This window comes from Bacillus sp. FSL W8-0519, assembly GCF_038005585.1.
Classification (GTDB): domain Bacteria; phylum Bacillota; class Bacilli; order Bacillales; family Bacillaceae_G; genus Bacillus_A; species Bacillus_A paranthracis.
The window spans coordinates 2,203,157-2,229,877 of the sequence record NZ_JBBOTL010000001.1; the positions used below are offsets into that span (position 1 = coordinate 2,203,157).

Annotated in this window: 21 protein-coding genes and 2 pseudogenes; 18 read left to right on the top strand and 5 right to left on the bottom strand. The window is 33.7% G+C overall.

Translation table 11 applies throughout. The features are described 5' to 3' along the window. Positions 1–2 precede the first annotated feature (2 nt). Complete coding sequence (gene adhP, locus NST14_RS11425; protein WP_000649106.1) at positions 3–1,040, top strand: alcohol dehydrogenase AdhP; 1,038 nt, start codon at positions 3–5, stop codon at positions 1,038–1,040. Positions 1,041–1,189: 149 nt separating this feature from the next. Here adhP and NST14_RS11430 read toward each other — a convergent pair whose 3' ends face one another. Further along, a complete protein-coding gene (locus tag NST14_RS11430) occupies positions 1,190–2,209 on the bottom strand; it encodes an ABC transporter permease (RefSeq protein ID WP_000836592.1) in 1,020 nt (339 codons plus the stop codon). Further along, a complete protein-coding gene (locus tag NST14_RS11435) occupies positions 2,206–3,108 on the bottom strand; it encodes an ABC transporter permease subunit (protein ID WP_048556969.1) in 903 nt (300 codons plus the stop codon). The genes NST14_RS11430 and NST14_RS11435 overlap by 4 nt, the downstream gene beginning before the upstream one ends. 641 nt (positions 3,109–3,749) lie before the next feature. On the opposite strand from NST14_RS11435, the gene NST14_RS11440 reads away from it, so the two are divergent. From NST14_RS11440 to NST14_RS11450, 3 genes and pseudogenes are all read left to right on the top strand, one after another. After that, entirely contained in the window at positions 3,750–4,907 is a 1,158-nt protein-coding gene (locus NST14_RS11440; protein ID WP_000857777.1) for a serine hydrolase domain-containing protein, read from the top strand. Between the two features lie 153 nt (positions 4,908–5,060). Next, complete coding sequence (locus NST14_RS11445) at positions 5,061–6,392, top strand: erythromycin esterase family protein (RefSeq protein WP_000728409.1); 1,332 nt, start codon at positions 5,061–5,063, stop codon at positions 6,390–6,392. 415 nt (positions 6,393–6,807) lie between these two features. Then, positions 6,808–7,077 (top strand): annotated as a pseudogene (locus NST14_RS11450) (hypothetical protein); the annotation flags it as partial. A gap of 70 nt (positions 7,078–7,147) precedes the next feature. On the opposite strand, the pseudogene NST14_RS11455 reads toward NST14_RS11450, so the two are convergent. Beyond that, positions 7,148–7,911 (bottom strand): annotated as a pseudogene (locus tag NST14_RS11455) (DUF2711 family protein). Positions 7,912–8,050: 139 nt separating this feature from the next. Here NST14_RS11455 and NST14_RS11460 point away from each other — a divergent pair. The 12 genes from NST14_RS11460 (at position 8,051) to NST14_RS11515 (ending at position 22,175) form a co-directional block, all read left to right on the top strand. Further along, the gene (locus NST14_RS11460; RefSeq protein WP_000526212.1) at positions 8,051–9,271 is read left to right on the top strand and encodes a tetratricopeptide repeat-containing glycosyltransferase; all 1,221 of its coding nucleotides are present in this window, start codon (positions 8,051–8,053) and stop codon (positions 9,269–9,271) included. Between the two features lie 34 nt (positions 9,272–9,305). After that, positions 9,306–10,460, top strand: a complete 1,155-nt coding sequence (locus NST14_RS11465) for a hypothetical protein (RefSeq protein ID WP_000420435.1) — start codon at positions 9,306–9,308, stop codon at positions 10,458–10,460. A 144-nt stretch (positions 10,461–10,604) separates the two neighbouring features. Next, positions 10,605–11,141 carry an NADPH-dependent FMN reductase gene (locus NST14_RS11470; RefSeq protein WP_000780354.1) on the top strand — a complete coding sequence of 179 codons (537 nt, stop codon included), beginning with the start codon at positions 10,605–10,607 and terminating at the stop codon, positions 11,139–11,141. 1 nt (position 11,142) lies between these two features. Then, positions 11,143–12,372, top strand: a complete 1,230-nt coding sequence (locus NST14_RS11475; RefSeq protein WP_000097178.1) for an MFS transporter — start codon at positions 11,143–11,145, stop codon at positions 12,370–12,372. A 63-nt stretch (positions 12,373–12,435) separates the two neighbouring features. Continuing rightward, on the top strand, positions 12,436–12,993 hold the full coding sequence (locus NST14_RS11480) for a YdcF family protein (RefSeq protein WP_001045793.1): 558 nt from the start codon (positions 12,436–12,438) through the stop codon (positions 12,991–12,993). A 102-nt stretch (positions 12,994–13,095) separates the two neighbouring features. Then, positions 13,096–14,043: an ABC transporter ATP-binding protein gene (locus NST14_RS11485; protein WP_000614093.1), complete on the top strand. Its 948-nt coding sequence runs from the start codon at positions 13,096–13,098 to the stop codon at positions 14,041–14,043. Positions 14,044–14,046: 3 nt separating this feature from the next. Continuing rightward, complete coding sequence (locus NST14_RS11490; RefSeq protein WP_000129131.1) at positions 14,047–15,558, top strand: ABC transporter permease/substrate-binding protein; 1,512 nt, start codon at positions 14,047–14,049, stop codon at positions 15,556–15,558. A gap of 213 nt (positions 15,559–15,771) precedes the next feature. Continuing rightward, on the top strand, positions 15,772–17,199 hold the full coding sequence (arcD, locus tag NST14_RS11495; protein WP_229142718.1) for an arginine-ornithine antiporter: 1,428 nt from the start codon (positions 15,772–15,774) through the stop codon (positions 17,197–17,199). Between the two features lie 76 nt (positions 17,200–17,275). Then, positions 17,276–17,536 carry a hypothetical protein gene (locus tag NST14_RS11500; protein WP_000398576.1) on the top strand — a complete coding sequence of 87 codons (261 nt, stop codon included), beginning with the start codon at positions 17,276–17,278 and terminating at the stop codon, positions 17,534–17,536. 106 nt (positions 17,537–17,642) lie between these two features. After that, entirely contained in the window at positions 17,643–19,463 is a 1,821-nt protein-coding gene (locus tag NST14_RS11505; RefSeq protein ID WP_000766181.1) for an AAA family ATPase, read from the top strand. Next, a complete protein-coding gene (locus tag NST14_RS11510) occupies positions 19,453–21,303 on the top strand; it encodes a hypothetical protein (RefSeq protein ID WP_001178636.1) in 1,851 nt (616 codons plus the stop codon). Before NST14_RS11505 ends, NST14_RS11510 begins: the two co-directional genes overlap by 11 nt. A gap of 275 nt (positions 21,304–21,578) precedes the next feature. Continuing rightward, complete coding sequence (locus tag NST14_RS11515; RefSeq protein WP_000487805.1) at positions 21,579–22,175, top strand: hypothetical protein; 597 nt, start codon at positions 21,579–21,581, stop codon at positions 22,173–22,175. Positions 22,176–22,270: 95 nt separating this feature from the next. On the opposite strand, the gene racA is transcribed toward NST14_RS11515, so the two are convergent. Continuing rightward, positions 22,271–22,813, bottom strand: a complete 543-nt coding sequence (gene racA / locus NST14_RS11520; protein ID WP_000456007.1) for a chromosome-anchoring protein RacA — start codon at positions 22,811–22,813, stop codon at positions 22,271–22,273. A gap of 353 nt (positions 22,814–23,166) precedes the next feature. Between racA and NST14_RS11525 the strand changes: the two genes are divergently transcribed. Further along, the gene (locus NST14_RS11525) at positions 23,167–24,522 is read left to right on the top strand and encodes a hemolysin family protein (protein WP_002163665.1); all 1,356 of its coding nucleotides are present in this window, start codon (positions 23,167–23,169) and stop codon (positions 24,520–24,522) included. A 133-nt stretch (positions 24,523–24,655) separates the two neighbouring features. Then, complete coding sequence (locus tag NST14_RS11530; RefSeq protein WP_000716452.1) at positions 24,656–26,080, top strand: aldehyde dehydrogenase family protein; 1,425 nt, start codon at positions 24,656–24,658, stop codon at positions 26,078–26,080. A 116-nt stretch (positions 26,081–26,196) separates the two neighbouring features. Here NST14_RS11530 and NST14_RS11535 read toward each other — a convergent pair whose 3' ends face one another. Continuing rightward, complete coding sequence (locus NST14_RS11535) at positions 26,197–26,589, bottom strand: YueI family protein (protein ID WP_214328850.1); 393 nt, start codon at positions 26,587–26,589, stop codon at positions 26,197–26,199. Positions 26,590–26,721 lie beyond the last annotated feature (132 nt).

A 26,721-nucleotide genomic window follows, 5' to 3' on the forward strand; every position in this document is an offset into this window, starting at 1 on the left:
ATATGAAAGCAGTAGTAGTTAATAAAAATAGTAAAGCAAACATTGAAATTATTGAAAAAGAATTACGTCCGTTACACTCAGGTGAAGCGCTAGTAGATGTAGAGTATTGTGGAGTTTGTCATACTGATTTACACGTTGCAAATCATGATTTTGGAAACACAGATGGCCGTATTCTTGGTCATGAGGGTATAGGTATTGTGACGAAAATCGCTGATGATGTTACTTCACTAAAGGTGGGAGACCGTGTAAGTATTGCATGGATGTTCCAATCTTGTGGACGTTGTGAATATTGCGTAACAGGTAGGGAAACATTTTGCCGTGAAGTTAAGAATGCTGGTTATTCAGTAGATGGTGGTATGGCTGAACAATGTATTGTGACAGCTGATTATGCGGTGAAAGTACCAGAAGGATTAGATCCAGCTCAAGCATCATCAATCACATGTGCGGGTGTAACTACATATAAAGCTATAAAAGTATCCAATATTAAACCTGGCCAACCTATCGTCATCTATGGTTGTGGTGGATTAGGTAACCTAGCTATTCAATATGCTAAAAACGTATTTGGTGCAAAGGTAATTGCAGTAGATATTAATGACGATAAATTAGCCTTAGCAAAAGAGGTTGGAGCTGATATGACAATCAATCCAATTTCTCAAGGTCCTGCTGATAACATTGTTCAAGATGAATTTGGTGGTGCTTATGCTGCTGTAGTAACAGCTGTTTCAAAAGTAGCATTCAACTCTGCAGTTGATGCAGTACGTGCTTGTGGTAAAGTCGTTGCAGTAGGTTTACCAGTAGAAACGATGGATTTAAACATTCCGCGACTTGTACTAGATGGAATTGAAGTGGTTGGCTCTCTAGTCGGTACTCGTAAGGATCTAGAAGAGGCATTTATATTCGGTGCAGAAGGAAAAGTAGTGCCTGTTGTTCAAACTTGTTCTCTAGATAAAGTACAAAGTGTATTCGAAGAAATGGAACAAGGTCGAATTCAAGGACGTATGGTAATCGATTTTAAACAGCATAATTGTGATTGCAAATAATTCACATTAAATATAAAAAATATGAGTCTAACAAAGTACATGTAAAAAAGTTAGACTGCATAAAAAGATGATCCCTGTATGCAATAGGGATCATCTTTTTATATTCTACTAATATCAATGCCAATTCATACTTGATTTATGAGAGATGATTAAAGGTTTACTTTATTTGCAAAAGAAAAAGAATCTTTATGTTTAACAAATTTTTTATGATCAGGAACAGATTGAATTGCTACAGTTTGCGAATCTCTTGCTTTCAGTGCATCTTGAATCCCGATTGTCATAAGCTTAATAAATAGAATCGTAATAAAGAATGAAGCGAGAGAATAAAAAATAATCCACCACGAAAGATTCATTTCATAACGATTTAATCCAATAAGGCCAGCCCAATCATTAGATAGAGAAACAGGTTTGAGCACTCCGTCATACAGTTCACGCATTTGTATCCCGCCAATTATAATATCAAGCAACGCTAAATGGATAACGAGTATGAGCGCTTGGACAATATGTTCCATAAATAACACAAATAAGCGATCAAGTAACAAGACTCGTAAGTGTTTTTTGATAATATGAAAACGGCTAGCTCCTAGCAATTGGGAACTTAAAATGTAATCTTGTTTCATAAATTCATCAACCTCTGAGGATATATATAAAGAAAGTGTAGGCAGTGCGACGAATATAAGTACGAGTACTTGATAAAACGCAAATGAAATATTTGGATCTAATCTATCAGCATTTGATACGATTACAATATTAACAGGTGTGATGAGTATAAATGCGATAAATAAAGTAGGAATATAGTAAAAAACTTCTGAGCATGCTTGGAAAAATCTCTTGAATTTTGAAGCGTATAAACTTAAGAGTATTCCTATACATGTTCCGAATAAAATTCGAAAGAAGCTAATTGCCACGGCTAATAAAATAGTAAATTTTGCTCCTTCTATAATTTGTAAGAAAACAGACTCTCCAAAACGATCAGATCCAAAAGGCGGTATTAATGATGGTGGAAAGGGAGCTTTTCCAAGTAATTCGTTATTGTCATTGTAAAGTAACTGGGGAGCTTTTGGGATGGTATCTTTAAAGAACCAACTATAAATAAAACTAGCTGAAACAAGTATGAATAAATAAGTAAAGCCGATTAAAAAGCGTTTTGATTTCCAAATAGATTTCATAAAGCTGCTCCTTTCAATTGCTTTTGCCACTTATTCATCATGAAAGAGATGATTTGAAAAATGGTGTAAAACGGTAAAATAATCATCACAAGTATGATAAATGCAGCTGGTGGTGAAATAAACGCCTTTTTAAATAAAAATTGAATAATGCCTTGCATATTAAAAACGAATTCTAAAATGAATAAGTTAGACAGTAAGAAAACAAAAATCGTTTTTAAATGGTGGAAGAAGTGGATAGATATATTTTTGAATAAATGAATACAAAGTATATAACTTGATGAAAGGCCTTTTCCATATGCAACCTCTACGTAATGTTTTCCATGTTCTTCTTTTATGTATAACACCATCATTCGAAACATTTGTAATGTAGGTAAAACAGATAAAGATAAAATAGGGAGTAAATAAGCTCGATTTTCATTATAGGAAATAATAGTGAAAGGAGCTTCTCCGAATTTCTGAAGTACCCATATGAAAAATATTTGCAAACAAATCATCATCATCATATCAGGGACAGCTTCTAATATGAACACAATTCGGTTTATCCATTTTTTTATATAATCTTTTGCTAAAAAATAAAAAAATGCCATGCTAGATGAAAAAAAGAGCGCAAGCAAAAAGGCTAAAAATAAAATAGTAAATGAATATAGATAAGGCTCTAAAACAGTTGGAAATAATGGTGTTGTTTTTAAATGACCATACTTAGGGTCTGATCCTATAACCAACAATGATTCAGGGGAGAAAACCTGTTTTAACATAGTAACGATCTGGTCAAAAAAATAAATTGGTTGAAAGGTAAATCCATTTTGAGTGATAAATAAATAAGGTAAATTTAATAATAATAAGAGTGATAAAAGAATTGATGAAAGCTTCATTGTGAATTGAGATATTTTATGTAACATTAAATCCCTCCGACATCTTTTTACAACATTATACAATAAATTCCGGGATGTTTTTATATTTTTCTGAAAAATAAGAAATTAATTAAGTTTTATAATTATAATGCGGAATATACTTACATAAGGAAATCTCTATATTGAGGACCGGATTTCTATGTCCATCAAGAGAAATTCCTAATATTCCTATTTTTGAAGCATTTACTTTACTTCAATTGATTGGCATTTGGTGTTATTCCAATGTTACCAAGTTAATAGAACTAAGTTTTCTTAAAACAAAAACCACCGAAATATAGAAGTGGTTTGGAACGTAAGGAATTTGTAAGGAAGGAGTAAGAAAAAAGAGATTTTCAATGTGTATGATCAAAATATAGAGAAGAACGGGAGGGGGAGTAGTTACTATCTATTTATATAAAAACAAATTAATTAATAAAACGCTATGGAAGAAAAGAAGAAATTATAGAAGTTAACAGATATCTGAAGAAGAGGGATTAATCATTTATTAGGTCAGAGAGTTGTTTGAAGAAATAATTGGTCTATAGATGATTGCAAATTCAGTGTTGACCCTTATCATGGGGAGAGTTGATAGCTGTGTGGTTAGACCTATCAATCATTAATACAATTTAAATAGAGGAGAGGAATGCTTTATGAAAACACGCAGTAAAATTATATGTGGAAGTCTAGCATTATTAATAGCTGGGAATTCCCTGTTATACATAACACCAGCCTCAATTGTAAAAGCAGAATCGTCGCAAAATGTATCTAGTTCTTTACAAACAAGTACGCAAAGCGATCGTACTTCCGTTAAGAAAGCAATGCGAGATGCACTACAACTTGGATACCCAGGAATACTCGCTCAAATTTCTAAGGGTGGTAAAACTTGGAGTTATACCGCTGGGGTAGCAGATGTGAGAACTAAGAAACCAATGAAAGCAGATTTTCGCTTTCGTATTGGCAGTGTGACGAAAACGTTCATTGCAACAGTGCTACTGCAATTATCTGGAGAGAACCGTTTGAATCTAGATGACTCCATTGAAAAATGGTTGCCTGGTGTCATTCAAGGAAACGGATATGATGGTAACCAGATTACAATCCGGCAAATATTGAATCATACAAGTGGTATTGCTGACTATATAAATTCAAAAGACTTCGATATTACGGATATAAAAAAATCGTATACGGCTGAAGAATTTGTAAAGATGGGGATTTCTCTTCCCCCAGACTTTGCCCCGGGAAAGGGTTGGTCTTATTCAAACACAGGATACGTATTACTGGGGATCCTTATTGAAAAAGTAACTGGCAACAGCTATGCGGAAGAGGTTGAAAATCGGATTATTGAACCGCTTGATTTGTCAAATACATTCCTACCTGGTAATTCAAGCGTGATTCCAGGCACTAAGCATGCCCGTGGCTATTTCCAACTAGACGGAGCAAGTGAGCTAAAAGACGTTACATATATGAACCCAGGTAGCTCGGATGGAGATATAATTTCTACTGCTGACGATTTAAATAAATTCTTCTCTTACTTACTTAGTGGTAAATTACTGAAGGAACAGCAACTAAAACAAATGCTTACTACAGTTCCTACAGATAGAGAAGGAGCGGGATATGGTCTTGGAATCGTTGAATTTAAGCTTCCGAACGGTGTCTCGGTATGGGGACACAGAGGTAGCGTTCTAGGGTTTTCCACTTTTGTTGGTGGAACACTTGGAGGCAAGCATACATTGGCCGTCAATTTGAACAGCTTTAACTTTAGTAATCCTGATCCTTTTAAAAGTATTTTACTTGCTGAATTTAGGAAGTAGGCAAAAAGGCGAAATGGATAAGTTTTGTCATAGGTTTATAGTTTAAAATATATCATTTTGGTGCAAAAAACAACTTGCTCTAAAAAAATTTAATAATCGTAATTAAGTATAAAAGAACGCTATCGTTTTAAGTAAATATTTCAGGAGGGTTTTATGAAAAAGAAAATGATTACTGCACTTGGTGTTTCTGCTATAATACTGACTAATTTTGTAGGAAGTACTTATGCAGACTCTAAAACAGGAGTTTCTGTTACAGCTCCCTACAATAAAAATCAAATAGCGGAATGGTTAGAAATGCACGCGAAGCCTTTAAAAACAACAAATCCAAATACACCTTTTAATGATTTAAAACCATTTAAGAATATGGTGGGTTCAGCTTCAATTGTAGGTTTAGGTGAAGCTACACATGGGGCTCATGAAGTTTTTACGATGAAAAACCGTATTGTAAATTATTTAGTATCTGAAAAGGGTTTTACCAACCTAGTTTTAGAAGAGGGGTGGGACAGAGCTTTAGAACTTGATCGATATGTTCTTACTGGTAAGGGAAATCCAAGCCAGCATCTATCACCTGTATTTAAGACGAAAGAAATGTTAGATTTACTTGATTGGATTCGGCAATATAATGCTAATCCAAAACATAAATCTAAAGTGCGTATCATCGGGATGGACATTCAATCAGTAAACGAGAATGTTTATAATAATATAATAGAATATGTTAAAAGAACCAATTCAAAACTTGTGCCGAGGATAGAAGAGAAGATAAAAGGTCTTATTCCTGTAACAAAGGATATGAATACTTTTGAAAGCCTTACGAAAGAAGAAAAAGAAAAGTATATTTCAGATGCTAAACAAATTAGTGCTTTATTAGAGGAAAATAAAAGTTATTTAAATGGGAAATCTAAAGAGTTCGCATGGATAAAACAAAATGCTCGTATTATTGAACAGTTTACTACAATGTTAACGTCACCTCCTGATAAACCATCTGATTTATATTTGAAACATGATATCGCAATGTATGAAAATGCAAAGTGGACTGAAGAACATTTAGGAAAAACTATTGTATGGGGGCATAATGGCCACGTTTCGAAAACAAATATGCTTCCTTTTGTATACCCTAAAGTAGCTGGGCAGTATTTAGCAGAGTATTACGGAAAACGGTACGTATCTATTGGAACATCAGTTTATGAAGGACAATACAATGTTAAGAATAGCGATGGTGAATTTGGCCCAAATGGAATATTAAAATCGGATGATCCAAACAGTTATAACTACATCTTTGGACAAGTTAAAAAAGATCAATTTTTTATTGATTTACGTAAGGCAAACGGTGTGACAAAAACTTGGTTGAACGAACAACATCCAATTTTCGCTGGAGTAACTACCGAAGGGCCTGATATACCAAAAACAGTTGATATATCATTAGGTAAAGCGTTTGATATACTTGTTCAAATTCAAAAAGTGAGTCCATCTCAACTACATCAATAAATTTAGAATAATGTACCTTAATGAAGTGTAGTGTTAAGTGTCAATAGAGTTGTTTGAATATGTCAGTTAGGTTATTTTCATTAAAGGATTATTAAATGGAATAAATGTTTTCAAATTAGAGACGATGTGGGATAGAAGCACAGTATCATCAAGTTAACAAAATAAAATTCTACCTAAAATGAAAAAAACGCTATTCTTTCTATAGAATCATAGGAAAGGATGGCGTTTTTTGATCTAATCTATTACTACAATTTGCTCATGAAATTTAAAACTTTTTGTCCCCTAACACCTTACGAAATCTTACTAAAAATGTTGAGTTTGTACAACAAACCACATACCTATTAAGCTAAATAACAAGTTACTCAAAAACTAGAAAAAGAATTTGTTTCGAAACGGATATTATGTAACTTTACCGAACGGATCCGTTATCCGTGGTTGGTTAATGGACTTAACTGAAAAATCATTTGCAGAAGGTCCGAAACTAGATGGCATTAAAGGTGTAATGAACTCTTCAGGAGAAGGAAAATGGACTGTTGAAACGGAACTTGAACTGCAAGCTGCAGCACCAGTTATCGCTATGTCATTATTTATGCGCTATCGTTCTCAGGAAGATGATACATTCCATGGAAAAGTAGTTTCAGCATTACGTAATCAGTTCGGTGGGCATGAAGTTGTGAAAAAATAGAGGATGATTTTTGAAAAGAAACTTGTGCATAAGCGCAAGTTTCTTTTTTATAGTTTAAGAAATTACTAATTTAAAAATACCAATCAATCATCGTTTTTTTGTCACAAATGACAGCTTCAACGTTCATTGATTGAATAATATATTCTATATTTTCTTCTTTAGCTAATAATAAGGTTGTAAAGGAATCGAATATACTCATAAACGCATACTCATTGTCTTCGCTAGTAATAATTAACTCATTATTGCTAATGTCCCAAATATCTAATGGAGTAGTATTATCTACTTCTAATAATCCGTTTGTATCAAGAATTGGTTCAGAGAAATATAAATTTTTTGCACCTTTAGAACCGAGGAGTTTAAGTAATTTATGTAATAAAAATATAGACGTATAATCTTCTGTTGGATAATAAAGATCTTCTTTTAAGTTTGAATGTAGTTTTTCAGCTAAATCCTCTCTTTTATATTCTTCTGTAAAAGCACCAATGGAAGTCAACATGGCCATTGCTAATTCTGCGTATGAATGTAATCCACTATAAGACATCATTTCCTTCCAAGAAACGGATTTCCCATTATGAATGATTTCTTCAGCGCTAGGATAGATGTGCTCATATAGTTTTTTTCTCACAGACTTTTCCCATTCTAAAGGCATTTGGACAAAAGGGTGTAGCAATATAGCTGCAGATTTAAAGGTGCTTGGTAGTTGTTCTAAAATTGGTGATTTGTCATCTAGCCAAATGTAATCCAACAAAATATAACCTCCTCTTAGACTTTGAAATGTACGGATTCCCGCATTATGTTTTTTGTATTGGTTGTATTAAGTATAAAGCGCTGCATGAAATATGTCCCAACATAAAAATAAGAATAAATAAAATGAAGTTTTCATAAATAGTAAAAGAATGATTATGTCATCAGTGTAGCTAAGAAATGATGTTACATATGGAGAGAGCGTGTTAAAAAAATATGAGGTGGTTAAATGGGAAATGAGCAAGTGAAGAATGTAGGGGAAGAAAAAAAGTTATGTCTTTGTATGATTGTTAAAAACGAATCTAGAATTATGGAAAGATGTTTAAATGCTACGAAATCAATTGTAGATTTTGTTTCTATTTGTGATACTGGATCAACTGATCATACGCCTGAAATTATTGAAAATTGGTGTAAGGAAAATGAGATACCTGGGACGGTTCATCATGAGCCGTTTAAAAACTTTGGTTATAACAGAAGCTTAGCTGTTTCGTTAGCGCAAAAAACATACCCAGAAGCAGATTATTTATTAATATTAGATGCGGATATGATTTTAGAGGTTGATCCGAATTTCGATAAAACGAGCTTAACGGAAGACCATTATCTTACATTACAATATGATATTCATATTAAGTATTGGCTTACACGGCTTTTAAAAGCGTCTTTACCATGGAAATCAGTCGGTGTTACTCATGAGTATTGGGATATAGATCGTTCCAAAGTTGGAGAGGATTACAATACGAGAGTAGCTAGACTGGAGACGCTTGTCGTTAATGACCCTGGTGATGGTGGGAGTAAAGCGGATAAATTTGAAAGAGATGAGAGGCTGTTGTTACAAGGGCTGAGTGATCCAGAAACTACGCCAGATTTGCATATAAGATATTTATTTTATTTAGCCCAAACGTATTTTCATTTAAGTCAATTTGAAGATTCGATTAAATGGTATAAAAAACGAGTGGAAGCAGGGGGATGGGTTGAAGAGGTATTTTATTCGTTATTGCGAATAGGATTTTGTTATGAACAATTAGCAACTCGTTCAGCAAATAAACAACTTGAAGTAACAGAAGTGGATGAAAAAGAAAATGCTAAGAAACAAGAAGAGCAATATACAGCATTAGCTGTTCTTTATTTTCAAAAAGCGTGGGAATATAGACCAACTAGGGCTGAGCCATTATATCAACTTGCAAGAATGTATCGATTAAAATCTCAAAATAATATTGCTTTGATGTATGCCCTGCAAGGGAAGGAAATTCCTTTTCCGAAAAATGATCTTCTATTTGTAGATTATCATGTGTATGATTACTTATTTGACTATGAGATTTCTATAAATGCTTTTTATATACCACATAAAAAGCATTTAGGTGCAGTGTCACAAAAATTTTTGGAATCGAAAAAAGATGAGTTACCGTTGCATATAGCAAATATGGTAGAAAGTAATGCGAAATTTTATTAAATACAATTTCGGTTAAAGGAGTAGTGGAGTAATAATGGAATTAATACGATGGGCGCTAGAACTAGGAGAATCTGTGCATGGAAATACGTATGAAGAATTGTTGCCACTACTAGATTATTATTATGATCGTGATCATTTAAAAGCGTATTGTATCGCAAATCTTCTGTTAAACATGGACGTATCAGATGAACATCAGCAAAGAATTGAATTAAGAAGGTGCATTGCTGCTTATTATGCTGGACTATATAAAGTAGCAAAAAAACATGCAAAGGATCTTTTACTGAAATATCCGGATGTAGATTTATATAAGAATAATTTAAGGCTAATGGAAGCTTATTTGAATAAAGAATATGATTATTGTTTGTTTATATGCCCAAAGACGTATGGTAGTTTTATAGATGTTGCGCGAGCTTTGAAATGGCGATTGGAGCAAGAGGGAAATACAGCAATCATATCAGAAACAATACTCGAAAATGTGGGGAATACAATTGTTTTTGGAGCGCATACATATGCACATAGCCCACATCTCCTTCCGAAAAATGCAATTATTTATAATTTAGAACAGCTATATGAAGGAAGCCCTTATGCGCATCCTCTTTATTTAATGTTATTAAAAGATAAGGAAATTTGGGATTATAGTAAACAAAATATAGAATGGTTAAAACAAAGAGGAGTAGGAAAAGAAATAAAACATGTAGGCATGAACTATGCACCAACTTTAGAAATAAAAAAAGATGCATTTGATGAAGAATTAATTGAAGACATTGATATACTGTTTATAGGTGCTCTTAACCCAAGGCGGCAAGCTATATTGGATCAATTAAAAGTCGTTGCCCCGAATTTAAATATTGTTTTTAAAAATAATGCATGGGGAATTGTTAGAAATGAGTTAATTGCCAGGTCTAAAATTATATTAAATATCCACTTTTACTTATCTGGTATTCTTGAAACTCCTCGAGTTTCTTATGCAGTGGCAAATAAGAAATTTATTATTTCGGAAAATAGCAACCCAGAGGACGAAATAGATTGGCCGGGTATTGTATTTACTCCGTATGAAAAAATAATTGAAAACGTAATGAAATATATAGAATTATCAGAAGAACGGAAAAGATTAGCGGAAAAAGCATATAACCATTTTAAAGCAAATGAAAGTTTAGGTACATTGAGCATGAGAGATGAAACAAAGTAATTGTACGAAACTCATACGAAAGTATGAGTTCTTTTTTGTTTATCATACTATTTTATGAAACAAGTTAACTCTTTATATTGTGTTTTGTGTAGAAATTTCTGATAATATATAAGTAGAAATTGAAAACAAAGGGGAGAAATAATCATGAAACTAGTTGTTATTAACGGTACACCAAGAAAATTTGGTAGAACTCGCGTGGTGGCAAAATATATTGCGGATCAATTTGAAGGGGAATTATATGATTTAGCAATTGAGGAGTTACCTTTATACAATGGAGAAGAGTCACAACGTGATTTAGAGGCAGTGAAAAAATTAAAAACGTTAGTGAAAGCTGCGGATGGGGTTGTATTATGTACACCAGAATATCATAATGCGATGAGCGGTGCGCTGAAAAACTCTTTAGATTACTTAAGTAGTAATGAATTTATTCATAAACCAGTTGCGTTGTTAGCGGTTGCTGGTGGCGGTAAAGGTGGAATAAATGCATTAAACAGCATGCGAACGGTCGCTAGAGGTGTTTATGCAAATGCAATTCCAAAACAAGTTGTTCTTGATGGATTACATGTGCAAGATGGTGAACTTGGGGAAGATGCAAAACCATTAATTCATGATGTAGTTAAAGAATTGAAAGCATATATGAGCGTATATAAAGAGGTGAAAAAGCAACTAGGAGTTGAGTGATATGTCATCTCTTTATAAAGATTCACGCTTGTATTTCATTCTAGGGGCCAATAGTCTATCAGCTATTGGTTCCGGTATTGTAATGATAACGATTCCATGGTTGTTAATTAAAGAGAGTGGAGGAGAGACAACGTTTGGTTATGTTTCCATCATCTCAACACTGATTATGTTTTTGTTAACTCCGTTTATCGGGCAAAGTATTGATCGTTTTTCAAGAAAATCTTTATTATTATGTAATGAAGGTATTGGGATAGCCGTAATCGGAATAATGGTTATATGGGGATTTGCTGGGCAATCCTATCATTCTATTCATTATATTCTTATTTATATAGCGGGCTCTTTTTACTATCTATTATTTTATCCTACAATTTTTGCGTTCAACCAAGAAATTTTTCAAGCAGAACATTATAAAAGTTTAAGTGGAACGATGGAAATACAAGGACAGTTAACACAAGTTATTTCAGGAGCAGCCGCGAGCTTTCTAATTGAAGTTGTGTCTTTGAAGTGGATATTGTTAGTAGATATGTTAACTTTTGTAGGAGCATTTTTGCTGTTTTTATGTATACCGTATGTCAAGAAAAAAGAGATTAAAAAGAAAATAACATTTAAGAAGCAATTGTTCGAAGGAATTCACTTTATGAAAAAACGTCCTAAGCTCTTTTGGTTCTTACTTGCTACTTATATGCCGTTTATAGGTGTCATGATGGCAAATTATTTAATACCAGTTTATATTTCGGATATACTTAAAGCTAATGCCTCTGTATACGCGATAGAGGGAATGATGTACGGTGTTGGAGCTGTTGTTGCAGGAATCTGTATTCCACTCATAATGAAATATGTCAAAACAGAAGTTTCAATCGTTATGACGATGTGCATTTATGTAATTTCAATTACCGCAATGATTATTGAACCTTCCGTAATGTTGTTATATGGACTAGCGATTTTTCATGCGATTGGAAATGCGGGGACAAGAGTGGCGAGAAATGTATTGATGATGGAGGAAATCCCAAACGAAGTAATGGGACGTGTTGACAGCTTATTTCGATTAATTGGTACAGGAATAAGAATTGTATTATTAATGCTGTTTACAGCTGGTGTATCTAAAGCTGGGGTAATGCTCCCGTTTTACGTACTTAGCTGTATATTGATTCTATCATTAGGAATTGCTCTTTATTATGTATATTCACAACGTAAAGTAGGGACGAAAGTTTTTAATAAATCAATCGTTTAAAAAACACTTCTGCCTTCCAATCTTTTTTTATATAATAAAAAGAAAGGGAGTGCAAACATATATATGAACAAATGGATATTACTTATAATTTTATTATTACCACCACTATACATTCTTTATATGACCTTTCGAATGAAGAAAGTTGCTCGTGAAAAGCTGAGCCATCACTCTCCGTACGTTCTTATATTAGGTGCAAAGTTATTTGGAGATAGACCGTCTTTATCTCTTCAAAACCGTTTGGATGTAGCATTGGAATATTTAGTTTCTCATCCTGAAGCGAAAGTAATTGTTTCAGGTGGTCAAGGAGAAGATGAAGATATACCGGAAGCTCATAGTATGAGGAACTATTTAATGGTACATGGTATAGATGAGAGTCGTATTTTAATAGAAGATCAATCTACAAATACGTATGAGAATTTAAAGTTTAGTATAGATTTATATGATGTGAAACATGCGGTAGTTGTAAGCAATACGTATCATTTATATAGAACGAAAATAATTGCAAAGCGTTTAGGCATGAGGATGGAGGCACTAGCTGCTGAAACGCCAATGCGCTCTAAGAGAAAAATGTATGTGCGTGAATACGCCGCTATAATGAAAACAATATTGTTAGACCGTTAGAGCTCAAATGTGAGCTCTTTTTTTGTTGAATAATGCGTATCATTTGAAATGAATTCCATATTCCATCAAAATAAAGGAAACAACGATAAAGGAGTTGTATTTGTGATTCAGTTTAATCAAGTGTCAAAATCATATGAAGATGGCACAAAAGCAGTGGATTCATTGCATTTAGAAATTAAAAAGGGAGAATTTTTTGTTCTCATTGGTCCGAGTGGTTGCGGGAAAACAACGACCATGAAAATGATTAATCGTTTAATTGAAACGACAGAAGGCTCAATTTTAATCGATGGAAAAGATATTCAAGAATACAATATTAATGAATTACGATGGGATATAGGGTACGTGTTGCAGCAAATCGCTTTGTTCCCTCATATGACAATTGCTGAAAATGTTGCAGTTGTTCCTGAAATGAGAAAGTGGAGCAAAGAAAAAATAAAAGCTCGTGTCGATGAGTTGCTCCAGATGGTCGGGCTAGATCCAGACGTATATCGCGATCGCATGCCTGATGAATTATCAGGAGGACAAAAACAACGTGTAGGTGTCGTGCGGGCATTAGCCGCAAACCCGAAAATCGTTCTTATGGATGAACCATTTAGTGCGCTAGATCCATTAAGTAGAGAACAGCTTCAGAAGGATATCGTACAATTGCAAAAGAAGATTCAAAAAACAATTGTATTCGTAACACATGATATGCAAGAAGCATTATCACTTGGAGATCGCATTTGTGTTATGAAAGAAGGAAAAGTTGTTCAATTAGATACGCCAGAAGGAATTATACATAACCCGAAAAATGAATTTGTAGAAGAATTCATTGGAAATCGTGGAAGACCTTGGTATGAGGGGAAAAGTATTGAAGATGTATTGCCACATGATGAAAGTATGCGGATAGAAGGGGAGGCACTATCATTACATTCTTCTTTACAAGAAGCATTAGTTCGCCTGCGAGCTGATGAAGTCGTTCCAGTTGAAGAAAATGGTCGATATGTTGGAGCTTTAACAAGTCGTCATATTGTCAATTATATCGTTGAACAAATGAAGGAAAGAGGCTAAACAGTGACTGATTTTATACAGACGTTCCAAGAACGAAAAATAGAATTACTAACTGCATTAAGTGAGCATTTACAAATATCGCTTATTTCATTATTTTTTGCAGTAATTATTGCGGTACCGCTTGGCATTTTATTAACGAGAAAAGAGCGAATGGCTGAATTTATAATAGGAACTTCTGCAGTAATGCAGACAGTGCCATCACTTGCATTGCTCGGACTATTAATTCCGTTAGTAGGAATCGGAAAACTTCCAGCGATTATCGCATTAGTTGTGTATGCACTATTACCTATTTTACGCAATACATATACAGGAATACGGGAGTTAGATGAATCTTTAATTGAAGCAGCGAAAGCTATGGGGATGAATAGCTGGAGAAGACTGTGGAAGGTAGAGCTTCCTCTTGCGTTACCAATTATTATGGCCGGTATTCGTACGGCAATGGTATTAATTGTTGGAACGGCTACATTAGCAGCTCTTATAGGTGCTGGTGGGCTTGGTAAACTCATATTGCTTGGTATCGATCGGAATGATCATGCGCTTATCATTTTAGGGGCCGTACCAGCCGCGTTACTTGCTTTATTCTTTGATGTAGTACTTCGGGTGCTTGAGAGTCCAAAACGTTCGTCTAAGCGTGTTATATTGACGATATGTATTGTTTGTATAATGGTTGCTTCTCCATTTCTTTGGAATACCGAAAAGAAAGATATTGTTATTGCGGGCAAACTTGGATCAGAACCTGAAATTTTAATTCAAATGTATAAGCAGCTTATTGAACAAGATACCGATTTACATGTACAATTAAAACCAGGTCTTGGAAAAACATCATTTGTATTCGAAGCGTTGAAATCAGGGGAAGTAGATATATACCCTGAGTTTTCGGGAACAGCTTTATCTACATTCGTGAAAGAAGAGCCAAAAAGTACAAATCGGGATGAAGTATATGAGCAGGCTCGCGTTGGAATGGAAAAGAAATATAGTATGGTTATGTTGAAACCAATGGAGTATAACAATACATATGCACTAGCTATGCCGAAAAAAATAGCAGATCAAAAGAATATAAGTACAATTTCTGATTTAGGAAATATTGCACAGGATGCTAAAGTAGGGTTCACATTAGAATTTGCTGATCGTGAAGATGGTTATAAAGGAATGCAAAAATTATATAACTATAAGTTCTCGAATGTTAAAACGATGGAGCCGAAGCTGCGTTATAGCGCAATTGAATCTGGAGATGTTAACGTAATCGATGCATATTCAACAGATAGTGAATTGGAACAGTACGGACTTAAAGTGTTAAAAGATGATAAAGGGTTATTCCCACCATATCAAGGTGCACCGTTATTAAGAAAAGAGACATTACAAAAATATCCTGAACTTGAAAAAGTATTAAATAAATTATCTGGAAAAATTACAGATGAAGAAATGCGAAAAATGAATTATGAAGTAAATGTGAATGGTAAAAGTAGTGAAGAAGTCGCAAAACAATTTTTACAAAAAGAGAATTTACTTCGTTAAATTTACAAAAAATATACAAATTCATATGTATGAAATGACCGTTCATTATAAAATGAACGGTTTTTTTGTGCATACTTATACATTTTTTCAAAAAAGTATTCCATTTTTCTTCATTTTCTTTTAGAATAAGTAATGTTTTCCTGAAAAAATATAAGAGAAGCGTCTATTAGAGAAAAAGGTGACTTTAATAGTTGAACGAACATAACACCTAGAATGACAGATGGGGTGGTACAAATAGAAAAGAAGTTAGGATTTTTTCCATTAATTGCATTAGTAGTCGGAACAATGGTTGGTGGCGGTGTTTTTAGTTTACCGCATGATTTAGCAGTAGGAGCAAATAGCGGCTCTATCATAATTGGCTGGTGTATTACAGCGATGGGAATGATTCCACTCGCGCTCGTATATCAAACGTTAGCAAGAAAGAAACCAGAGCTTGAGGGCGGGATTTATAGTTATGCACGTGCTGGTTTCGGTGAATATATCGGATTTAACAGTGCTTGGGGATACTGGTTAGCAGGAATTTTAGGAAACGTTGCAACAATCATGTTACTGTTTAGTACATTAGGTTATTTCTTCCCCATTTTTAAAGGTGGAAATAGTGTTGCGTCTATCGTAGGAGCATCACTTTTATTATGGACACTTCATTTTCTAATTTTATTTGGCATTCGTGAAGCATCTATTATGAATGTGATTGCAACAATAGGGAAATTGGTACCAATCGTATTATTTATTGTTGTAATGGTAACAGCGTTTCGCTGGGATACATTTACACATGATTTTTGGGGAGAAGGAACTATTTCAGTTTCCTCTATACTTGGTCAAGTGAAGAATACAATGCTTGTAACTCTTTGGGTTTTCATCGGGGTTGAAGGAGCGGTAGTATTATCTGGAAGAGCGAAAAATAGTCGAGACGTCGGTAAAGCGACAGTATTAGGACTTATTTTAGTAATGTCTATTTATATTTTAATTTCTGTCTTGTCAATGGGAGCGATGACAAGAGGAGAACTTTCTGTTTTAGAAACGCCGTCAATGGGACATGTATTAGAACATGTTGTTGGGACGTGGGGCGCAGTAGCGATTAACATCGGGTTAGTTGCTTCACTTGTAGGTACATTAATAGGTTGGTTTTTACTTGTTTCTGAAATTTCCCATGTAGCAGGAAAAGATGGCGTGTTTCCGAAAGTCTTTACGAAAATAAATAAAAAACAAACACCGCATATGGCATTATGGATCTCAAATGGCGTTGCCCAAGTTATATTTATAATCGTTCTGTTTTCAGAGTCAACATATCAAATTATGTATTTCATAGCGTCAACATCAATTTTAGTACCATATTTATTATCAGCGTTATTCCAATTCAAATTAGTGATTACAAATGAACTAAAAGATGCAAAAGTGAAAAATGGTTCGCTAGCTTTAATTGCTTCACTTTACTCTATATGGCTTATTTATGCAGCTGGTTTGAAGAATTTATTGCTCGTTTCAATCGTATACGGAATTGGGATCATTGTTTATGTGTACGCAAGAAAAGAAAAAGGAAATCGTTGTTTTACTCGTATAGAGAGATATGTAATGTGGGCAATTGTCGTAGCAGCTGTTACATCTCTTTATATGTTATTGACTGGAAATATAAAAATGTAAAAGTCCTTTTCATTTAAAGGGCTTTTTTCTTTGTCTATAGAATATTTAATACATAAGATATTCAGGAGGGATGAAAATGGAAGGAAAAGAACAGTTGAACAGAATTGTTGATTTAGCGAGTGAAGTAAGGAAAGTGTTAGTGCAAGAATCTTTTTTTAATCATCATCCTGAACTGCGAGGAGTGATTGAAAATTTAGCGAGTGCGGTAGAGAATTTGGCGGAATTACAGCAACATAAAGATGAAAACGCTGAAGATCGTTTACGATATGTACTTGCTAAAATGAAAATTGCTCATAATGCCATCTTACAAGAGAAAAACGCATTTCCATCTCATTAATATACGATTTCATTTTGAACCTGGCGGATAACGTCAGGTTTTTTGTTTCTAGTTTTGCGTTTCTTTCATACACTAAGAATAGTATGAAAAAAAGAAGGTGACGAAGGTGAAATTACATAAAGCTCTTCAGCCAAGTTTTATAAAACGAATGTACTATATGAGGTTTATTGGGAAGTTTACAAAAGCAGAGAGTGAGAAGAGTGGAGAGAATTTCTTTGTACAATGCCTATCGCCAATACCATTCACATTGCAAGAGCAATTGAAAAATGAACCATATGTATTTGAAGGTTTATGTAGCAATAAAAAGAATGAAAAAGTCTTTTCGGAATTAAAGAAAAGAAAACTAGAAAAGCAATTGATTATGTTTCGTCTCTATTATGAAAGAGGACATATATACGTGGAGTTAATTTGTACAGAAGAAGCGCGAGAAATAGCAAACGGTTATAAAATGATTCCAGTACCTAAAGTTTCCGATTATAAAAAGGGAGAGTCTTTAGAAAGAAAACTTAGTAACGGTTATTTGTCATTTCTAATGCCAAAATATCCGAAAGACTTTGAGCCCCCTGAGTTATTGTGGCATGAGGGAAGGTTATATGGAAATATATCTTTAAAGTCATCGTCAATTAGTTCAATCGCATATTTTGAACAGCAGCGGGAATGTAAGTATATAGAACTTAATGACTGGATGAAGTATGTAGAAATAGCGGTAGAAGATCAATTATATTTTGTAAGCAATCATGTGTATGAGCAATTAAAAAAACGAATAACTGAAGAAGGTAAGCTTGTAGAGGTAGAGGAAATAAAAGTGCAAAAGGATGAATGGGAATGGGATGAGCGTGAATCCGTCTTTTTACAGTATGTGAAAAGTTTTATACGTAATAAAGGGCTATATTTGGATGAAACAGATATTTATAACTTTCATATAAGTACAAAAACAAATATGTTGACGATTCTGGGGGGGATACCAGGTGCTGGAAAATCCCGTTTTGTGCAAGCTTATGCAGAAGCACTTGGATTACAATACGGGGAAGAATTGGTTTGGATCCCGATTTCACCATCATATCAAGAACCACATGATTTACTTGGTTACCTTCATCCAAATGGTACTTTTATTGAAAGTGAAACAAAATTAGTTAGGGCGTTAATGAAGGCAAAAGAAAATCAAAATCAGCTGTATATAATCGTTTTTGATGAAATGAATATGTCACATATTGAGCATTGGTTTACTCCATTTCTATCTGTTCTTCAACTTGAAAAACAAAATCGTATTTTAAATTTATATGAAGGTGTGCAAGAAAAAGAAAATTCAATTCCGCCAACAATTGAAATTGGAGAAAATATTATATTTGTTGGTACTGTGAATTTTGATGAAACAACGAAGGAGCTCTCAGATCGATTATTAGATCGGACGAATGTAATAACTTTACGAAAGATTCCGTTTTGTGAGATGTGTATGGAGCAAGAGAAAGTTGTATTACAACCACCTCTGAAAGTAACTGCAGGAGAATTTCGCATAAATTGGGTCAGGAATAAAACGATGATTGAGGTGTTTTCTGAAGAAGAGTTAGAGCTATTAGATAAGTTACATGGTGTATTGTCATCACACGATACGTCAAAGGGAATTTCTTTTCGATGTGCAAATGCAATTGCTACTTATTTGCAAAATATACCGTTCCAAAATAATCATTCTTATATGATTAGTAGAGAGGAAGGATTTGATTTACAAATAAAGCAACGTGTATTGACGAAAATAAGAGGGACTGAAATGATGGTTGGGTCTTTACTTTCAGAGGAAGTAAAAAGGGGGGCAACATTAGTACCTCTTTTGCAATCTCCACTTGCAAACAGAGTATCTACATTTGAACACTCTTTAGCATATATAAGAGAAAAGCGTAGAGAACTGGAGTTGTATGGTTATGCAAAATGATGGGCGATACGAAACAGAAATCGTTGATACGAAAGAAACGCTTCCTTTTGTATTAAAGTTAATTATTGGAACGGAGTCAAAAGGAGAATATATTTTATTAAATCGTCTTTGTACCTCTGCAACAGCATTAGTTCAATGTATTTATAAAGTGCAAGAATTAAAACCAATTAGATTGCAATACCATTATGAAAATCCAATGAATATTACTTTTATATGGAATAAAGTCTATGAGGGACAGAAAAATATAAAAGAGACAAAATATGAAATAAATGAAAAAAAACAAAAGGTATTAATATATGAACATGGAAAAACGGAATTCTTTTATCCATGGCGTTGTGGTTTATATCATTTTGAGGTGAATATAGAAAATCGAACGTATTATGGCGCTTTTCAAGTCGTTCCAAAAAATTTTTTTGATGATCAATTTGAAATGATTCAAAACTATGTGAAGTCAATTTTAAATGAGTTGATTTTAGATAGAGGTTATTATAAAAAGACTTTCTCTGCACTTAGCGATATTGAAGATTCTTCTTATCTAGTGTTACTTAGAAAGTTGCCGCAAAAAATGAAAAAGATAAAGCAAATTTTTAAGAAAATAGAATCGAGTTCAAAATTTATACATGAATATAAATGGGAAGAAAAGGAGCGGAAAGTAACGAGGAAAGGAGCGGTAGTGGCGGAAAGAAAACCGTACGCAAAATATTATAATCGTAAGTTTATCGAACAAAAAAATAGTATAGAAAATGCATTTCTTAAATTTAAAGCGATGCAATTTTATCTTTATTTACTTGAAGCCGAAAGTTTTTTGCGTCAAACAATTGAAATATTAGAAAGAGAAAAAAAGAAGAAATCAGAAGAATTTCAAGCTGTAAAAACGATTATACAAACAATTGAGCGTAATGGATCAGTGACCGATAGAGAGAAACAAAAATATAAAAATATACATTTACTAAAAGAGGCGGATTTACGAAAAAGTTCTATGAAGATACAAGAATATAAAATTTTAGCGCATTTCGTACATGATAGTGTACAATACTTTCAAACTTTAATGCATTCTCCATTTTGGAGAGAAGTTTCTGAAACGGGTAGAATGAACGCACATAATTTACCGATACCACATCAACAATTACTACAGCATTTAGATTTACTCCCACAATATACAGATCAATCTCCATCTTTATTATTTGTTTATAAACCAACTTTTTTAGTGTATGAATATTACGCTTTTTTTATCGTTATTTCCATGTTAGAGCAAATTGGTTTTGAAGCTAGAAATTCCATTCGTGAACAAATACAAGAACATTTTTATGTAGATGGATTACAAGATGGAACGACAGTAGTTTTACATCGAGATGATATGAAAGTCCATGTCGCATTTAATGATTTAATTGAAACACATCCTCTTATTGCATTAAGTAAAGGGAGTAATTTTTATAATGGAGAAGATACGAAGAAGCCAGATATTCGCTTAGACTGTTATGTAAAGGGGGAAGAGAAATACGTCTATCAATCTTCTATTATTATTGAAGTGAAGTATAGCCCAATGTACAATATTTTTCAGCACGTTGGGAATACGAAAGCAACTGAGCAAATGTATAAGTACTGGTCTATAAAATTTGTAGAAGAACAGGATGGAAAGCGAGTCTATCATCGAAGGGCCATTTATGAAGTCATTTGTGTATATCCAGGAAGTCATATGCATAGTAAAAAAATTGAGTCTGGTTGTGGTATTTTCTTACAATTATATCCATATAAAACAAAGCAAGGGGAAGAGAAATTAGCTGGAAAACATGGAATGGTACAAATTTTTGAGAAGTGGTTAAAAAGCATGAAGAAGTAAAAGAAATCCTTTTTTATAAAGGATTTCTTTAGATTAAGAAGAATTATATGCAGTAGGGGAGACGGCTTCATACGATATGAATTTGCAAGTAATATAAATATATTGTGAGAAGGATGGTACATGAGGGATAAGAGATGATTATGATGGAATTTAATTCGTTTTGCAGAATATAATAAGTCATAAATATTTTTAGTTGCATACGAAGATTTGTTCTTATATGATAGATAGTGAAAGCGTTATCAAAAACAGAGCGGCGATGGGAAAGGCGGGGAAATATGTTCCAGCGTGTTCAAACAAAGGAAGAACATTTTTGGTTCGAGCAACTATGGGGAGATTTTTGTGAAGAAAGAAACTTAATGTTCGTAGAACGTAATTTAAATCCATCACGATTTTTATTAATAGAAGATGAACATCATATCGGTACAGTAGAATGTATGAAGTATACGGTACCAGAACAATCAAATTCTGAGTTTTTCTATCCGTTTTCTAAAAATGATTTAGTGAAAGATTTGCAAAATGTATATGAAATAGGCAAGTTAAGTATTGCGAAAACGTCTCGTGGGAGAGGACACTTCAAAAGACTAACAGCTATTTTATTTATGCATGCATTAGAAACAAAAGCAGAATGGTATATCGCAGCGGTTACAAAAAGAATGTATATGTATTTATTAACACTCGGTTTCCCAATTGAACCGATAGATAAGCCATTTCAATTTCATGATACTTTACAAGGTGTACCAGTACGAATTCATGCCCGAAAAGGGGCTACGCATTTGTATTCTTTAAAAGAATTTCGAGATGTAATTCAAGGAAATGCCCATGCACAGGCATTAATCGCAGAATACAGTAAGAATATTATGTTAACCAAATAAAACGAAATGAATATGTATAATAAAGAGAATGCGATTTTAAAATGAAATTATTCTTCATGAAAAAGACCCTTATTATTTTAATAAGGGTCTAAAAATTATAATCCAAATATACTAAAAATCATTTTACGGCGCTTCGGTTTCTTTTCACGTTCATATATTGGCTTTGTATCGGGAGTAATATAGATTGGTTCTTCTTTCTTGAGGGTAGCTTCTAGTTTTTGAATTCGCTCTAACATTTCCTCCATTTCACGGCGATGTTGTAAAAGTTGGTACGTAACAACATCATTTGCCTTATCTTGCATTTGTTCTTCCATTCGATCTAGTCTTCTCGTAATTGTGTTTAATTGAGCGGTTAATTGCTCAAAATCATGTGATGATATGTTTTGAACAATTGTATTTACTTGAGTTTTCAATTCTTCAACATCATTTGATGATGTTTTTTGAGTAGGGTGAGTGTTTTGGGACTTCTCTATTTGTGAAAGATGGTATTCTAACATTTGGTCTAAATCATCTTGTGTAAAAATAAAGTGACCATATTTATTTTTTTCTATAGTAAGATTTAATTGTTGTGCAATCCGGACAACAGCCTTTGGGCTAACACCTAATTTTTTTGCGATAAATGGTGTTTTATATTCCAAAATAATCCCTCCTATATATATCCTGTTGAATGATTTCGATCTATGAAGTAAGTTCCCTTCCAGTGTGACAAAAGAAGTGTGGAATCGGCAAAGAAAGTGTTTTTTCACGAAATGAAGCTAGGAAGAATATATCGTGAATATAAAAGTTTTTATCTTGAAATTTAGAATCATTTGACTGAGGGAAATGAATTAGATTATCATAATGATAAATATCTTTTTTATGTATGCATATAATATATAAAAAGGTGGTTGCTAATGTAGAATTTTGTTAGAGTATTAGAATGCTTACTTCACTTGAATAAAATTAAGTAGGAGGTGGCTTCCTTGCTTACAATGTAAGTAAGGAAAAGTATTTGGACATATATAGTATAAGTATAGTGATTGTTTTAATTGCCTTAACGGCATTTTTCGTTGCAGCAGAATTTGCAATTGTTAAAGTGCGAAGTTCAAGAATTGACTATTTAATTGCAGAAGGAAATAATCGCGCAACATCTGTCAAAACAGTCATTACAAACTTAGACGAATATTTATCTGCTTGTCAGCTAGGAATAACAGTTACAGCACTGGGAATTGGGTGGTTCGGTAAACCTGCGTTAAAGCAAATGTTTGACACATTTTTTGTGAATTTGAACATTTCTACTCAACTAGCAGATATTTTTGCTGTAATTTTAGTGTTTTTGTTTATTACATTTTTGCATGTTGTAATAGGGGAATTGGCTCCAAAAACATTTGCGATTCAAAAAGCTGAACAGGTGAGTTTATTTGTTGCTAAACCGTTAACTTTCTTTTATCGTATGGCGTTTCCATTTATTTGGCTATTAAATGGATCAGCCCGAATAATTACGAAGTTGCTAGGGCTGAAACCACCGAAAGGGCACGATGAAGTTCATTCAGAAGAAGAATTACGGTTATTAGTTTCAGAAAGTTACAAAAATGGAGAGATTAATCAGTCTGAATATAAATATGTAAATAAAATCTTTGAATTTGATGATCGTATAGCAAAAGAGATAATGGTACCCCGAACTGAGATGCATATTATAAGTAAAGAAATGCCTGCTGAAGAAGCGTTGCAAAAAATGTCTCGGGAAAAATATACGAGATATCCAGTTGTTGATGGCGACAAAGATCACGTAATAGGCTTTGTGAATTTTAAAGATATTTTCACAGATTTTGTGCAGCATAATGCGGTTAGTAATAAGAAAGTAGAGCAATATATTAGGCCGATTATTTTAGTTATCGACTCTATCCCAATACACGACTTATTTTTAAAAATGCAAAAAGAAAGAACACATATTGCTATATTGATAGATGAATATGGTGGTACGTCTGGACTTGTTACTGTTGAAGACATTTTAGAAGAAATAGTTGGAGATATTCAAGATGAGTTTGATACAGATGAACAGCCAGAAATTCAACAAGTTAGTGAAACGAAAACAATACTAGAGGGAAAAGTACTTGTTAGTGAAGTAAATACGTTATTAGGTTTAACGATTGATGATAATGGTGTTGACACAATAGGTGGATGGATTTTAACGAAGAATATAGAAATTGCCGAAGAGGATTTCATTGAAATCGAAAATTATAAGTTTTGCGTAAAAGAATTAGATGGACACTATATAAAGAGACTAGAAGTTACAAAAACTGTAGAATCAATTGTTATTTTAGAAGATGAAAAACAAATTTCATTACAAGAACAAATTAGTTCGTAGACTCTGCTAGATGGCAGAGTTTTTTTTGAGCATAATGTTTTTGGCAGAATAAGGGCTATGTTACAATGAAATAAGTCAGACCTTTCACTAGGTGAAGTATTGTTGTATACATATATTTGAAAGGGGAAGAATTATGAAAAAGCATTTATATATAAATGGAGATTGGAAGTCTGTAAACACGTATAAACCATTATACGCACCATACTCTGAAGAAACATTAGCGGAAATTGCGCAAGGAACGGAAGAAGATGTAAAAGAGGCTGTTACTGCCGCAAAAAATGCAATGAAAGAAATGAATACATTATCTGCATATGATCGAGCGACTATTTTAGAGAAAGTCGCACAAAAAATGGATGAAAGAAGAGAAGAATTTGCAGAAATTATTGCAAAAGAGGCTGCAAAACCAATACGTGCTGCAAGGGGGGAAGTAGATCGTACCGTTCAGACATACAAATTTGCAGCTGAAGAAGCGAAGCGTATATACGGTGAGACACTGCCACTTGATGCGGCACCTGGTGCAGATGGGCGTATTGCATACACAATACGAAAACCGATTGGGGTTATAGGAGCTATTACACCATTTAATTTTCCATTAAATTTAGTGGCACATAAAGTGGGCCCCGCAATTGCTGCTGGAAATACAGTTGTATTAAAACCAGCTGATCAAACGCCTCTATCATCTTATGCATTAGTTGAACTATTTGAAGAAGCAGGATTGCCAAAAGGGGCTTTAAATATTGTTTCTGGTCCTGGTTCAACTGTAGGCGAAGCAATAGTTACAAATGATGATGTTGCTTCCATTACTTTTACGGGAAGTCCGAAAGTTGGACTTGGAATTAAGGCAAAGGCTGGGTTAAAGCGAGTTACGTTAGAACTAGGATCGAATGCCGCTGTTATTATTGATGAAGATGTTGAATTAACAGATGAATTAATTGAACGAGTAAAATGGGGAGCATTTGTTAATAATGGACAAGTTTGTATTTCGGTACAACGCGTTTTTGTACATGAAGAGAGACTGGATGAATTTTTATCTAAGTTACAGAAAGCGATGGAAACAGTTGTTGTTGGTGATCCGTTGCTTGAGGAAACGGATGTATCAGCTTTAATTTCGAAAAAAGATGTCGAGCGTATCGATAACTGGGTGCAAGAAGCAGTTAAAGAAGGAGCGAACGTTTTGTATGGTGGTAACAAACGTGATGAAAGGATTTTTGAACCAACTGTATTAACGAATGTTCCAGAGCATGTATCTGTACAGTGCCAAGAAGTGTTCGGTCCACTTATGACAGTAAATACATTTAAAGAATTTGATGAGGCTATAGAGCAAGTAAATCATTCACGTTACGGTCTACAGGCAGGTGTATTTACAAATAATTTGTTTAAAGCTATGCGTGCAATTGATGAGCTTGAAGTTGGTGGTGTCATGATAAATGATATTCCAACGTTCAGAGTAGACCATATGCCTTACGGGGGTGTGAAAGAAAGTGGTACGGGGCGTGAAGGAATTAAATATGCAATCGAAGAAATGACAGAAATGAAATTAGTGTGTATTAAAAAATAAAGGAACTAGAACTTAAACATCGAAAAAAACGAGTAGGAAATGTTTACGATTCCATACTCGTTTTTTTTGTTTATTTGACGTTTCTTAGAATGATTTCATTTAATCAAGTGTACCTTTTACTTCATTTCTTGTTTGAAAATAGCATCTTCTACATAAATTTGTTCTTTGTCGACAGCAGTGCTATGAGATAATACTAAACCGATTGGTGTTTCTGTACCTTTATTTTGAACAATTGTAAAAGGAACATTTTTTTCGTTCGCTAATTTAATGTATTTTGATAAATGTGGGTAAGCAATGCCGCCATTTAGGAATATTTGTAATGATTGAGAAGAGTGCATGCTACTAGCTACTTCAGAATATACATTACTTTGCATTACTTGACCGATAGTTAAAGCGATTTCTACACGCTCACGTAATGTAGTTAAATACATATTACGTTCTTCTGGTTTGTTTTGCTTTTGGCCGTAAATGCCTTCTTGGAGATAATCTTCCACATTTTTATTTACCATATTTTTCACACCTTTCCTTTTCTATTGTACGAAAGAATGAAGCAGGATGCAAAAAAAGTCGCATCGAATATAAAAAATTTGAATGAAAGGAAGGAAAATGGAATGTAACAATCTAAACAATTAATAAAGTTA

Bases quoted from the DNA above. Each gene is read 5' to 3' on its own strand.
- adhP (WP_000649106.1), top strand. From the start codon at position 3: ATGAAAGCAGTAGTAGTTAATAAAAATAGTAAAGCAAACATTGAAATT.
- NST14_RS11430 (WP_000836592.1), bottom strand. From the start codon at position 2,209: ATGAAATCTATTTGGAAATCAAAACGCTTTTTAATCGGCTTTACTTAT.
- NST14_RS11435 (WP_048556969.1), bottom strand. From the start codon at position 3,108: ATGTTACATAAAATATCTCAATTCACAATGAAGCTTTCATCAATTCTT.
- NST14_RS11440 (WP_000857777.1), top strand. From the start codon at position 3,750: ATGAAAACACGCAGTAAAATTATATGTGGAAGTCTAGCATTATTAATA.
- NST14_RS11445 (WP_000728409.1), top strand. From the start codon at position 5,061: ATGAAAAAGAAAATGATTACTGCACTTGGTGTTTCTGCTATAATACTG.
- NST14_RS11460 (WP_000526212.1), top strand. From the start codon at position 8,051: ATGGGAAATGAGCAAGTGAAGAATGTAGGGGAAGAAAAAAAGTTATGT.
- NST14_RS11465 (WP_000420435.1), top strand. From the start codon at position 9,306: ATGGAATTAATACGATGGGCGCTAGAACTAGGAGAATCTGTGCATGGA.
- NST14_RS11470 (WP_000780354.1), top strand. From the start codon at position 10,605: ATGAAACTAGTTGTTATTAACGGTACACCAAGAAAATTTGGTAGAACT.
- NST14_RS11475 (WP_000097178.1), top strand. From the start codon at position 11,143: ATGTCATCTCTTTATAAAGATTCACGCTTGTATTTCATTCTAGGGGCC.
- NST14_RS11480 (WP_001045793.1), top strand. From the start codon at position 12,436: ATGAACAAATGGATATTACTTATAATTTTATTATTACCACCACTATAC.
- arcD (WP_229142718.1), top strand. From the start codon at position 15,772: ATGACAGATGGGGTGGTACAAATAGAAAAGAAGTTAGGATTTTTTCCA.
- NST14_RS11500 (WP_000398576.1), top strand. From the start codon at position 17,276: ATGGAAGGAAAAGAACAGTTGAACAGAATTGTTGATTTAGCGAGTGAA.
- NST14_RS11510 (WP_001178636.1), top strand. From the start codon at position 19,453: ATGCAAAATGATGGGCGATACGAAACAGAAATCGTTGATACGAAAGAA.
- NST14_RS11515 (WP_000487805.1), top strand. From the start codon at position 21,579: ATGTTCCAGCGTGTTCAAACAAAGGAAGAACATTTTTGGTTCGAGCAA.
- NST14_RS11530 (WP_000716452.1), top strand. From the start codon at position 24,656: ATGAAAAAGCATTTATATATAAATGGAGATTGGAAGTCTGTAAACACG.
- NST14_RS11535 (WP_214328850.1), bottom strand. From the start codon at position 26,589: ATGGTAAATAAAAATGTGGAAGATTATCTCCAAGAAGGCATTTACGGC.